The sequence below is a fragment of the Mycolicibacterium aubagnense genome (genome assembly GCF_010730955.1).
In the GTDB taxonomy this organism is placed as follows: domain Bacteria; phylum Actinomycetota; class Actinomycetes; order Mycobacteriales; family Mycobacteriaceae; genus Mycobacterium; species Mycobacterium aubagnense.
Map to the genome: position 1 here is coordinate 1,187,690 of NZ_AP022577.1, position 14,765 is coordinate 1,202,454.

General features: G+C 65.4%; 15 protein-coding genes. 8 read left to right on the forward strand and 7 right to left on the reverse strand.

The window, feature by feature from the left end; genetic code table 11:
• Window positions 1-34 precede the first annotated feature (34 nt).
• Entirely contained in the window at window positions 35-901 is an 867-nt protein-coding gene (locus tag G6N59_RS05865; RefSeq protein ID WP_138231223.1) for an ABC transporter permease, read from the reverse strand.
• Window positions 901-2,886 carry a dipeptide ABC transporter ATP-binding protein gene (locus G6N59_RS05870; RefSeq protein WP_138231224.1) on the reverse strand — a complete coding sequence of 662 codons (1,986 nt, stop codon included), beginning with the start codon at window positions 2,884-2,886 and terminating at the stop codon, window positions 901-903. Before G6N59_RS05870 ends, G6N59_RS05865 begins: the two co-directional genes overlap by 1 nt.
• A 223-nt stretch (window positions 2,887-3,109) precedes the next feature.
• Here G6N59_RS05870 and G6N59_RS05875 point away from each other — a divergent pair, with 223 nt between their 5' ends.
• From G6N59_RS05875 to G6N59_RS05895, 5 genes are all read left to right on the forward strand, one after another.
• Complete coding sequence (locus G6N59_RS05875) at window positions 3,110-3,796, forward strand: TetR/AcrR family transcriptional regulator (RefSeq protein WP_138231403.1); 687 nt, start codon at window positions 3,110-3,112, stop codon at window positions 3,794-3,796.
• 66 nt (window positions 3,797-3,862) lie between these two features.
• Entirely contained in the window at window positions 3,863-4,138 is a 276-nt protein-coding gene (locus G6N59_RS05880; RefSeq protein ID WP_138231225.1) for a YciI family protein, read from the forward strand.
• A gap of 154 nt (window positions 4,139-4,292) precedes the next feature.
• The gene (locus tag G6N59_RS05885; RefSeq protein ID WP_138231226.1) at window positions 4,293-5,342 is read left to right on the forward strand and encodes an NAD(P)-dependent alcohol dehydrogenase; all 1,050 of its coding nucleotides are present in this window, start codon (window positions 4,293-4,295) and stop codon (window positions 5,340-5,342) included.
• Window positions 5,343-5,354: 12 nt separating this feature from the next.
• Window positions 5,355-5,561: a hypothetical protein gene (locus G6N59_RS05890; protein ID WP_138231227.1), complete on the forward strand. Its 207-nt coding sequence runs from the start codon at window positions 5,355-5,357 to the stop codon at window positions 5,559-5,561.
• Between the two features lie 52 nt (window positions 5,562-5,613).
• The gene (locus tag G6N59_RS05895) at window positions 5,614-6,090 is read left to right on the forward strand and encodes a hypothetical protein (protein ID WP_138231228.1); all 477 of its coding nucleotides are present in this window, start codon (window positions 5,614-5,616) and stop codon (window positions 6,088-6,090) included.
• A 15-nt stretch (window positions 6,091-6,105) separates the two neighbouring features.
• Here the strand turns inward: G6N59_RS05895 and G6N59_RS05900 are convergent, their stop codons facing one another.
• From G6N59_RS05900 to G6N59_RS05915, 4 genes are all read right to left on the reverse strand, one after another.
• Entirely contained in the window at window positions 6,106-6,345 is a 240-nt protein-coding gene (locus tag G6N59_RS05900) for a hypothetical protein (RefSeq protein WP_138231229.1), read from the reverse strand.
• Window positions 6,346-6,460: 115 nt separating this feature from the next.
• Window positions 6,461-7,423 (reverse strand): class 1b ribonucleoside-diphosphate reductase subunit beta, encoded by a 963-nt coding sequence (nrdF, locus tag G6N59_RS05905; RefSeq protein ID WP_138231230.1) that lies wholly within the window; start codon window positions 7,421-7,423, stop codon window positions 6,461-6,463.
• Window positions 7,424-7,557: 134 nt separating this feature from the next.
• A complete protein-coding gene (locus tag G6N59_RS05910; RefSeq protein WP_138231231.1) occupies window positions 7,558-9,081 on the reverse strand; it encodes a flavin-containing monooxygenase in 1,524 nt (507 codons plus the stop codon).
• 80 nt (window positions 9,082-9,161) lie between these two features.
• Window positions 9,162-9,911, reverse strand: coding sequence for a TetR/AcrR family transcriptional regulator (locus G6N59_RS05915; RefSeq protein WP_138231404.1), 750 nt, complete (start codon window positions 9,909-9,911; stop codon window positions 9,162-9,164).
• A gap of 253 nt (window positions 9,912-10,164) precedes the next feature.
• Between G6N59_RS05915 and G6N59_RS05920 the strand changes: the two genes are divergently transcribed.
• The 3 genes from G6N59_RS05920 to G6N59_RS05930 all read left to right on the forward strand — a co-directional run bounded on the left by G6N59_RS05920 (window position 10,165) and on the right by G6N59_RS05930 (window position 13,898).
• Window positions 10,165-11,343, forward strand: a complete 1,179-nt coding sequence (locus tag G6N59_RS05920) for an NAD(P)/FAD-dependent oxidoreductase (RefSeq protein WP_138231232.1) — start codon at window positions 10,165-10,167, stop codon at window positions 11,341-11,343.
• 224 nt (window positions 11,344-11,567) lie between these two features.
• Entirely contained in the window at window positions 11,568-12,140 is a 573-nt protein-coding gene (locus tag G6N59_RS05925) for a helix-turn-helix domain-containing protein (RefSeq protein ID WP_163911007.1), read from the forward strand.
• 228 nt (window positions 12,141-12,368) lie between these two features.
• Complete coding sequence (locus tag G6N59_RS05930) at window positions 12,369-13,898, forward strand: APC family permease (RefSeq protein ID WP_138231234.1); 1,530 nt, start codon at window positions 12,369-12,371, stop codon at window positions 13,896-13,898.
• 132 nt (window positions 13,899-14,030) lie between these two features.
• Here G6N59_RS05930 and G6N59_RS05935 read toward each other — a convergent pair whose 3' ends face one another.
• Window positions 14,031-14,756, reverse strand: a complete 726-nt coding sequence (locus G6N59_RS05935) for a LysR family substrate-binding domain-containing protein (RefSeq protein WP_170212412.1) — start codon at window positions 14,754-14,756, stop codon at window positions 14,031-14,033.
• Window positions 14,757-14,765 lie beyond the last annotated feature (9 nt).

Consider the following 14,765-nt stretch of genomic DNA (forward strand, 5'->3'; position numbering starts at 1 on the left):
CAAACCCTCGGTGCGGCCACCCGGCCCGTCGTCATCAGGCGGTCGTCTTCATCACATTGCGCAAGCAGTCACCGGAGATGTTGGCGACCAGGGCCAGCACCAGCACACCCAGCCCCGGCATCACCGGAATCCACCACTGCTGCAGGAAATAACTCAGGTTGCGCGCGGAGTCGGCACCGAGCTCCGGCGCGGGCGCGGCTTGGCCGAGCCCGAGAAAGGACAGACCGGCCAGGGTGAGGATCAGGGTGCCGATGTCGAGGCTGGCGGCGACCAGCGCGTTGGGCACAGCGCCCGGCAACAGGTGCCGTCCGGCGAGCCGGAATCGGCTGACACCGGCCAGCTTTGCGGCCTCGACGTGTGGACGTGCCGCCAGCCGCGCCACCTCTCCACGCACCAGCCGGGCGTAGAACGGCCACCACACGACCGAGACGGCGATGAGCGTATGCAGGAAACTCGGTCCCATCGCGGCCACCACCGCGATCGCCAGTACCGGTGCGGGCAGGGACAGGAAGCCGTCGGTGATGCGCATCAGCGTCGAGTCGATCAGGCCGCCCGTCGCACCGGCGACCAAGCCCACGAACCCGCCGATCAGCAGTCCCAGCGCCACCACCGCCAGCGCCGCCAGCCAACTCGACCGCGCGCCGTAGAGCACCCGCGAAAGGATGTCGCGTCCGACACTGTCGGTGCCGAGCAGGAATCCGTGGTCGCCCGGCGCTTGCAGGGGCATCCCGACCGGTATCAGCGGGTCGTGCGGAGCCAGCAGCGGCACGGCGATGACGGCGAGGGTCAACACGATCACCAGAGAGAATCCGACCCAGTTGACGACCGCCGAGCGGGACTGCGGCAGGGCCAGTCTCACCCGGCCGCGGACCAGGCTCGGAGCGGAGAGCGCTACAGCCATCAGGGCACCTTCTTTTCGATACAGGCCACCTGGTGCGCGCCACCGGCATTCCCCACCAGTCGGACATCGAGTTCGTCGCCGCTGCACGCGTCGACCGCGATCGGGCACCGCGGATGGAACGCGCACCCCGTCGGCGGCGACAACGGGCTCGCGGGTTCGCCTGGTAGTACGCGTGATTCGCGTCCCAGGTCGGGAATCGCATCGACCAGCGCGCGGGTGTACGGATGCGTCGGATCTCCGATGACCTGCTCGGCCGGGCCGATTTCCACGATGCGGCCCAGGTACATCACGGCGATGCGATCGGCCACCACGCGGGCGACCGACAGGTCGTGCGTCACGAAGACCACCGACATATCCAGACTGCGGCGCAGGTCGCCGATCAGGTTGAGCACCGAGGCGGCCAGTGACACGTCCAGCGCGCTGGTCGGCTCGTCGCACAACAGCACCGCGGGCGGGACGACGGTCGCACGAGCCAGCGATACCCGTTGGCGCTGACCACCGGAAAGTTGACCGGCACGCGATTTCGCCACCTCTGCGGGCAGCCCGACTCGGTGAAGCACCTCGATGACGGCCTCGCGTCTGGCGGCGCGAGAGAGTTTCGCGCCGCGCAATCGCTCGCCGATCAACTCGCCAACCGAGAGCCACGGGGTGAGCGAGGCACCCGCGTCCTGGAACACCATCTGCGGCCGTTGCTCGCCAGACACCTCCACACTGCCCGTGGTCGCCTTCTCCAGACCGGCGATCACGCGCAACAGGGTGGACTTTCCCGAACCGCTCTCCCCCACCAGCGCCACCGATTCGCCGTGCCCCACCTGCAGCCGCACGCCGCGCAGTGCGTGCAACTTGCCGCGCTGCGCGACGGCAAACGTCTTGGTCACGTCGGTCACCGTGACGGCCGCGGGCAGCTCGGCAGTGACCGGACTGATCGCCTGCGCCACAATGGGTTCCGGCACATCGACGGCGTCTGGCTCACGATCGACTGCCAGCTGCTCCGGTGTCAGCAGACAGGCGCTGACTCGTCCGGCGCCGACGGAAACCGGCTCGGGCGGTGATGCCACGCAGTCGTCGGTGACCTGCCCACAGCGCGGCGCGAAGGCGCATCCGGGCAAGGGCGACAGCGCACTGGGTACCGCGCCCGGCATCGCGGCAAGCCGTTCGTCCCGGGCGGTCTGCAGTGTCAGCCGTGAACGCAGCAGTCCGCGGGTATACGGGTGGGCGGGCGCGCCGAGGACCTCTGCGGTGGGGCCGACCTCGGCGATACGGCCGGCATAGAGCACCGCGATGCGGTCGGATATCTGCGCCGCCACCCCGAGGTCGTGAGTGATGAATACGATGCTGCAACCGATTTCGTCGCGCAGCCGCTGCAGCAGACGGAGTACCTGCGCTTGCACGGTGACATCGAGTGCCGTCGTCGGTTCGTCGGCGATGATGAGGTCCGGGTTGCCTGCGATCGCGATGGCGATCATCACCCGCTGCCGCAGACCCCCCGAAAGCTCGTGCGGGTAGGCACGCATCCGGCGGGCCGGTTCGGGTATCCCCACTGCGGTCAGCAGACGTAGCGCCTCATCAGAGCTGCCGGCGGCCTCAGCGACCTGCTTGCCGATCCGCATCGTCGGATTGAGCGACGTCATCGGGTCCTGGAACACCGCGCCGAGGTCGAGCCGCCGCACTGTGCGCAGCGCCTTGGGGTCACCGTGCACCATGTCCGAGCCGGCCACCGAGATGGTGCCGTCGATTCGGGCAGACGCCGGGAGCAGTCCGAGCATGCCGAATCCCAATACGCTTTTCCCCGAGCCTGATTCGCCGACCAGTCCCAGGATTTCGCCAGGCAGCACCCCCAGCGACACACCGCGCAGCGCGTGCACCTCGCGCCCGTTGCGCTTGAAGGTGACGTGCAAGCCGGCGACGGTTGCCACCTCGTCGGGGTTCGGCGATGCCGCGGGGCGCACCTGCGATGCGTCCACTACGGATACAGCGGTGCTCATGAGCGCTCTCCTGCACTGTCATCGCCACGCCTTGGTACGTCTGCGAACCGCTGGCCTGTCAACTGACAGTTTTCCCCCCGGACGAACCTGTCTGGTGTCGCCGAAGTAAGCACGATGTAAGCAACTCGGTCGTGTGCGTAACCGCCGGATATCGCATGTTTCTGTCAGATGACAGATACCGGTGGCGATACCCGTCGGCGCCGCCATGGACCACGATGAACGGATGTCGATCACCCGCACCGGACGACCTCGGCTACACACTCAGCGTCGCCCGGGCGTTACCGCGCGAGACGAAATACTCGATGCGGCAAGCGAATTGTTCACCACGTTGGGTTACGCAGGCACGTCGACGAGAACCATCGCCGACTCCGTCGGTATCAGACAGGCCTCGCTGTACCACTATTTCAAGACAAAGGACGACATCCTGTGTGCTCTGCTGAGCCAGACTGTCACGCCGACCCTGGCGTTCATCGCCACACTGACGGACGCGACCCCGACACTGACCGCGACTGAACACCTGCACGCCCTGGCGGCCTTCGACGGAGACCAATTGCTCAGTGGCAACTGGAATTTGGGGGCACTCTATTTGCTCCCCGAGGTGCGCGCCGACCGCCTGGAGCCGTTCTGGTCCGATCGCGAACGACTCCGGCTGCATTACCTGGCGCAGAGCGAAAGAGTGCTGGAGCGCACCGCCGTGCATCCAGCGGCCGCCGATCTACCGTTCCGGTTGGTCGAATCCCTGGTCAACATGTGGTCGGTGCCGCACGGCCCGCAGCGATCGGAATTGCCCATGCACGTCGCCGATGCCGGCGTGCGGGTGCTGGGTGTGCTCGACGCCGAGACACCCGAGTTGCGCAAGCGCACCAGGCAGGTCATCGAACTCCACACCGGCGATCATCAGCCGGCGTGAGCCGCGCACTTTTGCGAACGCGACGTCCGTCCACGGTCACCAGCGCGGCCCGGATAACCTCGTAGCGTGTTTCACGTACTGAACATCACGTATACCCAGCCCCTCGACGTCGTCGACCAGGCACGACCGGCGCATCTGGAATGGCTCGGGAAGCTGGTCGACGAGCGCCGCATCCTGCTCGCCGGCCGGCTGGAGTCGCAGGGTGGCGCCGTACTGATCGCCTCCGACATGTCGGCCGAGGACGCCGACGCGCTCACCGCCAGCGATCCCTACGTGCACGCGGGCGTGGCCGCCTATGAGCGGGTCAGCTTCAACGCCGGTTTCCGCGCGTCCGGGCTGTAGCGCCGGAATTCACAGCCGGATCCGGGATTAGTTCCGCTCCAGCGGCCGTTGAGTGTGGTCAGGGCCTGACGAATAGCCCATTTCGTTACCTTCGCTAATATTTGCGTTAGGTACACGCCGCTAGGCAAGCCGAGAATGAAGAGGACTGACACGCATGACCACGACCATTTCCGCCTACGCCGCGACCTCAGCGACCAGCCCGCTGACCAAGACCACCATCGAGCGCCGTGATGTCGGCCCGCACGACGTGGCTTTCGACATCAAGTTCGCCGGCATCTGTCACTCGGACATCCACACCGTCAAGTCCGAATGGGGCCCGGCCAACTACCCCGTCGTACCCGGCCATGAGATCGCCGGCGTGGTCACCGCGGTCGGCTCCGAGGTGACCAAGTACAAGGTCGGCGACCACGTCGGCGTCGGCTGCTTCGTCGACTCCTGCCGCGAGTGCGACAACTGCCACGCCGGCCTGCAGCAGTACTGCACCGGCAAGGGCGGCAACATCGGCACGTACAACGCCACCGGCCGGGACGGCACGCCCACCTACGGCGGCTACAGCACCGCCATCGTGGTCGACGAGAACTACGTGCTGCGCATCCCGGACAGCATTCCCCTCGACAAGGCCGCTCCCCTGCTCTGCGCCGGCATCACCCTGTACTCGCCGCTGCGGCACTGGAACGCCGGGCCGGGCAAGAAGGTCGCGATCGTCGGCCTCGGCGGCCTGGGCCACGTCGGCGTAAAGCTCGCCGTCGCCATGGGCGCCGAAGTCACAGTGTTGAGCCAGTCGCTCAAGAAGATGGAAGACGGCCTGCGCCTGGGCGCGCACCACTACTACGCCACCAATGACCCGGAGACGTTCCGGACGTTGGCCGGCAGCTTCGACCTGATCATCAACACGGTGTCGGCGAACCTGAACATGGGCGCCTACCTGAACCTGCTTCGGGCCGACGGCACGCTGGTCGAGCTCGGCGCGCCCGAGAAGCCGCTCGAAGTGCCGGTGTTCCCGCTGATCGGCATGCGTCGCACCTTGGCCGGTTCGCTGATCGGCGGCATTCCGGAGACCCAGGAGATGCTGGACTTCTGCGCCGAGCACGACGTGACCCCGGAGATCGAGGTCATCGAGGCGTCGTACGTCAACGAGGCGTACGAGCGCGTGATCGCCAGCGACGTGCGCTACCGCTTTGTGATCGACACCGCGACCATCTGATTCGGGCGCCCGGTGGCCGACGATCCGGTAGACATCCTGCAGCGCTGGGAGCTGGCAGGCGGTGTCTGGCGGATCATCGGCCGCCGCGCGCACGAACTGACCATCGGGTTGTTCCAGTGCGACGGCGGTGAGCGGGTCGACGTGATCCGCTCCGGCGACGCCGCCCTACGCGCGTTCGTCGGCGACCGGGAGTCCAGCGCGGACCAGCGGACCAATTGACGCGTCGATGAAAAAGTTGACGGCATTCGTTGTGGCGCATTAAAACTTGACCATGACGTCCACCCGCCGCCGCGCTCCGCTGCCCCAGCTGGCCTGTGCCGGCGTGGCCATCGCCCTGCTGCCGGGCATCGCGCATGCCGACCCTGATCCGGCCCCCGCTCCGGCTCCGGTGTCCGCCGGTGTCACCGGAGTGCTCAACGACTGGCAGAAATCCGTATGTGCGCCAGATAGTTTCACCCAGGACGATCCCGCCGTCGCGGCCCGCGACTGGCCGGGCGCGGTCCGCGCCGGCACCTGCGCGAGCGCGGTGAACCCCGGCCTGACCAACGGCCTGTGGATCACACAGTGGACCGCCAACAGCGATATGACCTCGGCGCTGCAGCGCAATTTCATGGCCCTCTTCGCGTCGGCGGTCAGCGACCAGACCGCGATCATCACGTTCGCGGTGGCGAGCCCCGAGGCGCGCAAATCACTTGAGCCACTGACGAAATTCGGCTTCGCCATCCAGCCGGTACCGACACTGACCTGACGACGGCTCCTGACCTCAGTGCGAGTGGCTGCCAGGGCTGGTGTGGCCACCCGTGGTCGAGCCTGACGTCCCGCCCGTGCTGCCCGTGTTGTTGTTCACGCCCGAGGGCACGTGGCACTGACCGTCGATGACCACTTGTCCCGGCGCGCACTCGATCGTGTTGTCAGCGGAAGCCATCGGGATACCGATGGTCAGCGCCGCCGCGCACAGCGCGCCGACAGTGAAGAAATGTGAGATCGATGTCGATAGCGCCATGATCCGGCCCGCCTGTTGTCGACGTGTAAAGACCAATATTAACGCCAGATCAAATAGTCGCGGGGCGCATTCGGCAAGCCGATACGCCCCGCGATCACAGCACTGAACTGCGTCTTTAGAAATCCCAGTCCGAGTCTTCGGTGTTGACGGCCTTGCCGATCACGTACGAGCTACCCGAGCCTGAGAAGAAGTCGTGGTTTTCGTCGGCGTTCGGGGAGAGCGCCGACAAGATCGCCGGGTTGACGTCGGTCTCATCACGCGGGAACAGTGCCTCGTAGCCAAGGTTCATCAGTGCCTTGTTGGCGTTGTAGCGCAGGAACTTCTTGACGTCCTCGGTGAGGCCGACGCCGTCGTACAGGTCCTGCGTGTACTCGACCTCGTTGTCGTACAGCTCGAACAACAGCTCGTACGTGTAGTCCTTGAGCTCGGTCCGCTTGGCCTCGTCGACCATGGCCAGACCGCGCTGGTACTTGTAGCCGATGTAGTAGCCGTGCACCGCTTCGTCACGGATGATCAGCCGGATCATGTCGGCGGTGTTGGTGAGCTTGGCCCGCGAGGACCAGTACATCGGCAGGTAGAAGCCGGAGTAGAACAGGAAGCTCTCGAGCAGTGTCGAGGCCACCTTGCGCTTCAGCGGCTCGTCACCCTTGTAGTACTTCATGACGATCTCGGCCTTGCGCTGCAGGTTGGGGTTCTCCTCCGACCAGCGGAACGCCTCGTCGATCTCGACGGTCGAGCACAGCGTCGAGAAGATGTTGCTGTAGCTCTTCGCGTGCACCGACTCCATGAAGGCGATGTTGGTGTAGACGGCCTGCTCGTGCGGGGTGAGCGCATCGGGGATCAGGCTGACGGCGCCGACGGTGCCCTGGATGGTGTCCAGCAGCGTCAGGCCCGTGAAAACGCGCATGGTGAGCTGCTTTTCACTGTCGGTCAGCGTGCCCCACGACGGAATGTCGTTGGATACCGGCACCTTCTCCGGCAACCAGAAGTTGCCCGTGAGACGGTCCCAGACCTCCGCGTCCTTCTCGTCCTGCACGCGGTTCCAGTTGATCGCGGAGGCCCGGTCGATCAGCTTCATACCTTCAGACACCGTGACCCCATTTCACCTGGAACTGTGTTTGCCGGATCGGCACCACAGACACTACCCCTGGTGTTTACCTTCGACGAACACCGCTAAAAGTTGTGTTTTCGTGTCGCGCCGGCGAGGCCGATTCAACGGATGAATTCGTACTCCGTCGACTGGAACTTCCGGGTCTCGAGCCAGTACTGCCAGGTCATGCCACTCCACAGCGTGCGATTGACCCCATGCTCGTCCATGTACCAGCTGTGGCAACCACCGGTGCTCCACACGGTGCCGGCCAGATTCTGCTGCAACTCGGCGTTGTACTCGTCCTGTGCGCGCCGGCTCGGCATGAGCGCGGCCGCGCCTGCTTTGTCGGCGGCGGCGATGGCCTGGGCGGCGTAGCGGATCTGCGACTCGATCATGAACACCACCGAGTTGTGCCCCAGCGCGGTGTTCGGACCCAGCAGGAAGAACAGGTTCGGCATGTTCGACACCGTGATGCCGCGGTGGGCCGCCATGCCCTCGCGGTTCCATCGGTCGACCAGGTCCTCTCCCCCGAGGCCCTTGATGTCGACGTAGGTGTACGAGTCGGTGACGTGAAAACCGGTGCACCACACCACCACGTCGACGGGATGCAGGGCGCCGTCGCGGGTGACGATGCCGTCCGCGGTCATCCGCTCGATGCCCTCGGTGAAGACCTGAGTCTTCGGGTTGGCGATGCCGCGATAGTAGGTGTCGGAGTTCAGGATTCGCTTACAGCCCGCCACGTAGTTCGGGGTCAGCTTGCGGCGCAGTTCAGGGTCTTTGATGCTGCGGTTGATGTTCCATTTGCCCAGCAGCTCGCCAATTTTGAGTAGTCGCGGTTGCTTGGTCATCGCGAAACCGACACCTTCGTGAATCCAGTAGATGGCGTCCCGCATGAGGGCCCGGGTACCCGGTACCCGGCGGAAGGTGTCCTTCATCCACTCCGGAAATGCGTTGTTGGGACGCGGCATAACCCATGCGGGCGTTCGTTGGTACAGGTGCAATTCGGCCACCTGGTCGACGATCGCGGGCACGATCTGGATGGCGCTGGCACCGGTACCGATCACCGCGACGCGCTTGCCGGTGAGGTCGACGCTGTGATCCCACTGCGCGGAATGGAAAGCGGCACCGGCAAATTCGTCGCTGCCTTCGATTTCGGGGATGGACGGGATGTGCAAACCCCCGGCCCCGGAGATCAGGAACTGGGCGACGTACTCCTGGCCGCTGTCGTCGTAGATGTGCCAGCGCCGCTCACCTTCGTCCCAGTGCGCGCGGTCGACATGCGTGTTGAACCGGATGTTCCGGCGAAGATTGTGCTTGTCGGTGACGCCTTTGAGGTAGTCGAAGATCTCCGGCTGGAACGACCACATGTGCGTCCAGTCCGCCTTCGGCTCGAAGGAGAACGAGTACATGTGCGACGGGATGTCACACGCGCAGCCCGGATAGGTGTTGTCGCGCCAGGTGCCGCCGACCTCGTCGGCCTTCTCCAGGATCAGGAAGTCATGTGCACCGAAGCCTTGCTTGCGCAGCGCGATGCCCATGCCCAGCCCGGAGAAGCCGGACCCGATGATCACCGCCCGCGTAATGATCGGCTCGGTGCGAACCTCCGTGCCGGCGGACTGCGCTCCAGTTGACTGCTCGACCGTCATGAACCTGCTCTTTCCTGGGAACGGCGGTACCGGATATTCCACAGTGTCCGGTCAGCCCGCCCAGGTGTCAACGGACCAGGCTACTGATGGCTGACGTCAGCCACGGATTCTTCGCGGCGCACCGCGTCGTGCACCGGCAGGTCCAGATCGAACCGGATGCCGAGCAGCCTGGCAGTGCCGTTGATGGCGCCGATCATGATGGTCGTCATGTGCGCGACGAATTGGTCGCGGGGCAGGCGGCGCGGAGTCTCGTCACTCCCGCCGAGCCACCAGTCGGTCGCCGAGGCCGCCGCGCCGAACAGCGTGAACGCGGCCAGCTCGAAGATGCTGGAGTCCAGGTCCATGTCCTTGAGCTCACCGCTGATCATGGCGGCGATGGCCAGCGTGATGTCGCGGCCCCGGTTGACGGTCGTCATGGCGGCGGCGGACTGGTCGGCGAACCGGCCCTGTAGCAGGAAGCGCACCACGTTGGGGTGCTGGTCCACCAGGTCCACATAGTGCTCGACAGCGCGGCCGATGATCTGACCGGTCGAATCGTTCTCGATGTCGATGGACGGAATGACGGCCGCCCACAACATGTCCCGCATGCGCTCGCCGATCTGCGAGAACATGTCGGACTTGTCGGCGAAGTGCCGATAGATCTTGGGCTTGGCGGTGCCGGCCTCTTCGGCGATCTCCCGCACGCTGACGTTCGGGCCGAGTCGGTCGATGGCCCGGAACGCGGCGTCCACGATCTCCTCGCGGACCTTCAGCCGGTGCTCGCGCCACCGCTCGCTACGCGCGTCGACTTTCTCCGGCGCACCCTTGGGCGGCGTGACCTTCACCTGCACGGTCACCGACGGCACGTTCACGCCCGGCACACCAGGCACCTTCACCCCGGCCTGGATGCCGGTGCGGGGAAGAGATGGCCTGCGCACCCCGCCACTGTACCGGTCGGGGCAAATCTGACCTGCTCAGACCGCTCGGCGCGGCGAATGTCACAACGGAGGTCGCCTCGTCATGCGCAGCGGGTCGACAGTGTTCGCGCGTAGCATCGCGCTCGGGACTCGTCCGAAAGTACCGGCCTGACAAGGGGCTGAACACATGGCTGAGCGGTACGACATCGTCGTGGTCGGCGGAGGTCCGGCGGGATCGGCCGCCGCCTGGCAGGCCGCGCAGACCGGTGCGCGCGTCGTCGTGCTCGACAAGGCCACCTTCCCCCGCGACAAACCCTGTGGCGACGGACTGACCGCGCGCGGGCTCAGTTATCTGCAGAAGATGGGCCTCGCGGAACAGGCCGCGACGTTCCACCAGATCAATCGGGTGACGGTGTTCAGCCCGCACCAATGGGAGCTGTCGTTCCCGCGCCGGCCCGGGATGCCCGACCACGGCTGCACCGTCAGTCGGACGCGGTTGGATGCCATGCTGCTCGCGCACGCCGCTGCTGCGGGCGCCGAAGTACGCCAGGGCGCCGAGGTGACGGGCCCTGAACGCAGCGACGACGGCCGCGTCACCGGCGTGGTCCTCAAAAGCGGAGAGATCGTGCGCGGCGACGCCGTCATCGCCGCCGACGGCGCCTACTCCCCGATCAAACGGGCACTGCACATCGACTCGGACTACCACGGCTACTCGGCCATCGCGATCCGCGCCGAGATGCCGGCCAACCGCCCCGACTCCGATTCCCTGGACATACATCTCCAGCTGCAGTTCAACGGCGACCAGTTGCCCGGCTACGGCTGGGTATTCCCCATGGGCAACGGCACCTTCAACATCGGCCTGGGCTACGTCAACAGCTATCGGAATTGGCAGGCCATCAACGCAACTCGATTCCTCGGCGACTTTCTGCAGACGTTGCCGCGCGACTGGGAGCTGCCACCTGTCGACGCGTTGCGACGAAACAAGAGCGTCCGGGCCTGGCGGTTGCCCATGGGATTCACCGCATGGCCGCCGTGGCGGCCCGGAGTCGTGTTCGCCGGCGATGCGCTGGGCGCCGGGAAGCCCGCGTCCGGCGCGGGCATCTCGAAGGCGCTCGAATCCGGTTTGGCCGCAGGCGAATGCGCTGTCGCCGCGCTCATGAACGGCGGTCCCGACGACTTCACCAACTACCAGCAGCGAATCGAGGCGTCGTGGGGCCGCGAATACCGGCGCGGCCGCTTCTTTCACAAGCTGGCGGGCATCCCGCGAGTGGCCGAAGCGGGACGTCGGGCTGTGGACAGTCGCGCCTTCCGCGATCTACTGCTCAAGTCGCTGTACAAGAAGGCGCAGAGCCCCTCGCATACGTGACGGGCGGGTCCCGCTCACCAGTTTGGGTCGGTCACCAATACCCAGTACCAAATGACACAGTGTGTCTTATGCGCTACAGTGCGTCATACGCGAATCAGACGGTTGACGAGGAGCCGCTGCAGGAATCCGCCCGCTCCGAGCTTCGGGCCATGTTCGCCGCGGCGTGAATGACACTGGTAGGCACTACGTTGCCTACCAGACAACTATTGACTAGTCTGCGGTGCATGTCATCGGCAGTCGATCTCGACGCAGTCGGCCAGCGACTCAAGTCGGCCCGGGAGAGCCGCGGATTGACTCTCGATCAGGTCTCTGAACTGTGCGGGCTCTCCAAAGCCCATCTGTCCCGCCTGGAGTCCGGCGAGCGACAAGCCTCGATCGGCGCATTAGTAGATCTGGCAACAGTTTTGGGAGTTCGGGTCAGCGCGTTACTGGGCGAGGAAACCGAGCCGTCGGTACTTGCGACATTTCCGGCCGAAGTCCCCCGACAGTCGACCGGAGGACTCGAAATCGCCGTCTGCAGTGGATATCTCGGATCGAAAGGGATCGAAGCCCTCCGCGTCCGGGTCAAGCCGCGGCGGCCGGCCAGCCCTCCGGTCCAGCACCGCGGCGAGGAGTGGCTGTACGTCGTGAGCGGAGAGCTCAACTTCGAGTACGACAGCGTCCAGTATCTGATTTCACCAGGTACTGCAGTGCATTTCGACGCAGCACGACCACATCGGATGACCGCGCGCGTGGTGACCGAGGTACTACTGGTGTCATCCACCGACCACGCCGAGTTGAGCCGCATCAAGCACTAGGCCACTCGTGCGCCGTGTGCCGTGATGCCGCCGAATCGGTGCCCGAACGTCCGGGCATGACACCGACGTAACGGCGCATTACCAGCTCTTAAATTCAGACAACTCCGTGTTGTCTACTAGACAACTCAGCTCTAGTGTCGGTTGAGTCAGCGGCCTGTGGTGCCGCACTCAACAAAGCCGGAGACGCCCCGATTCCTCGGTGCGTTCTGATCTCTAGGAGCTGAAACCATGGCCATAGCAGCGGATCTACCGCCTGACAGTCCCGCCACATTGCGATCCGCCCAGTCGGTCTCCGGCGTGCGCGCCGGGGCGTTGGGATTTCCGACTCTGCTGGCTCAATCGGTGGCGTTGATCTCACCCACCATGACAGCGGTACTCATTGTGCCGCTGGCATTCTCGTTCGCCGGCAACGGAACCTGGCTGGCATACCTCTTCGCAACGATCATGCTGTCCTTCGTGGTGATGAACCTCAACGTATTCGCCGGCCGGTCGGCGCTACCCGGGTCGATGTACGCCTATATCGGTCGCGGCTTGGGCCCGCGTGGCGGCGTGTTGTCGGGTTGGACGTTGCTGTGGTCGTACGGTTTCATCGCGATCGCGGGTCTCGCCGGCTTTTCCATCTTTGTCAATCAATTCCTCGACGCGGTCGGTGCGACCTTCCACGTTCCGGCAATCGCCGCGTTCTGCATCAGCGCCGCACTGTGTTGGTTGGTCGCATATAAGGACATTCGCATTTCGTCGCTCCTCATGCTGGTGCTGGAGGGCCTTTCCACCGCACTCATCATTGCGCTGTGCCTGACCGTGCTGGCGAAACACGGCACCATGGTGGACACGCAGCAGCTACACCTTCACGGAGTGGGTGTCAGCGGAATCACCCTTGCCGTCGTCATCTGCATATTCAGCCTGGTCGGCTTCGAGAGCGCCACTGCATTGGGTGGCGAGGCAAAGAACCCGCTACACAACGTTCCGCGCGCAGTGCGATGGAGCCTGGTGATTGCGGGGCTGTTCTTTGTGTTCGTCAGCTACGTCGAAGTCATCGGCGCCAGCTCTCACAACCTTCAGCTCGCGGACCTGGACGCACCGCTGTCGACACTGTCCGACGCCTACCAGGTCGGGTTCCTCAAGGCACCGATCTGCCTCGGCGCCATCTTGAGCTTCTATTCGCTCACGCTGTCGTGTGTCAATGCCGGGTCACGCATCCTGTTGCCGATGGCACAGCACGGAATGCTCAGCCGGCACGTCGGAAGCATTCACTCGCAGAATCGAACACCCCACATCGCGGTCAGCGTCTACAGCCTGCTGGTGCTCGGAATCATCTGTGTGATGCAGATTTTCACCGATCCGCTGACCACCTTCGGAGACGCCGGAACATTGGCGGCGTTCGGCTTCCTATTGGCCTATTTCATGGTCTCTGTCGCGGCGCCGGTGTACTTGCGCAAGCGCGGTCAGCTCACCGGCAAGAACATAACGATTTCGGCTCTCGCGTTGGCCTGCCTACTCGTCCCGACCATCGGCAGTTTCTATCCGCTCCCACCGGTACCGGTGCGGTACTTCCCCTACTACTTCCTGGTCTACATGCTGGCCGGCTTGGCGTGGCTCACCGTTGTGAGCCGGCGCCGGCCAACCATCCTCGGGGAGATCGAGGCGGACCTGGAAGCGAGTGTGGACACCTGGACCACACCGCCGGGCACCGCCGGCGAGGCTCGGCGAGAATCCCCCGAGTCAGACAGCGCTGGACGCCAAGCGTGGGCTACCTGACCCGCTGACCGTGGCCGGGCACGACTGGTGCCCGGCCACAGACGCATCAGCGTGCTTTCGCGGCTACCCGCTCCCTACCCGACCTGTCCAGGTGGGTGCGCAGCGTGAACGACGCTTCCTGTCGGGGTTACCTCAGCGTCGGCCGCGCTTGGCCGGACCCGGCTTCCGGGCGCCCTTGCCCGCCGCTGCCCGAGCGGCCTGCTTCGCGAGAGTCTTCTCCCGAGCGCTGCGTTTCGGCGTCGGCTCGGCTTGGCCACGTGACGAGCTGGCCTTGCGGCCCCGAACGATGCCGATGAACTCATCGACCAGTTCCGGCTGCGGTCCCTCCGGGAAGGCCAGGGCCACGGGGCACGTCGGTGCATCGGTGATCGGGCGGTAGGTGAGGTCCTTGCGGTGATACAGCCGCGCCAGCGACTGGGGCACGATCAGCGCACCCATCCCAGCGGCGACGAGTTCGATCGCGTCTTCGGTGGTCTCGGGCCGATGGTCGACCGGGATACCGGGAGCGTCCGCCCACGAGACGACGTGATCGAGCGGGATGAGAACCGGCTCACCGTCGAGGTCCGCGGCGGCGATCTCGTCGACGGCCGTCAGGAGGTGATCGGCCGGCACCACCGCCACCGTCGTCTCCTCATAGAGGGGGATGATGGCCAGCCCCGCCGTATCGGCCGGCAGCCGGAGCAGTGCCACGTCGACGGTGCCGGACCGCACTGCCTCGGCCGCGTCCGCCGCAGCGACGGCGTGCAGGATCAACGGAACTTCGCGGTGGCGCTCGGCCCAAATCCGCGCCCACTTCGCGGGCGTCCCGCCGGGGACGTAGCCGAGAGTCAGGGAGAGCGTCGAATAGGACGGTGCCACGGCCGTCAG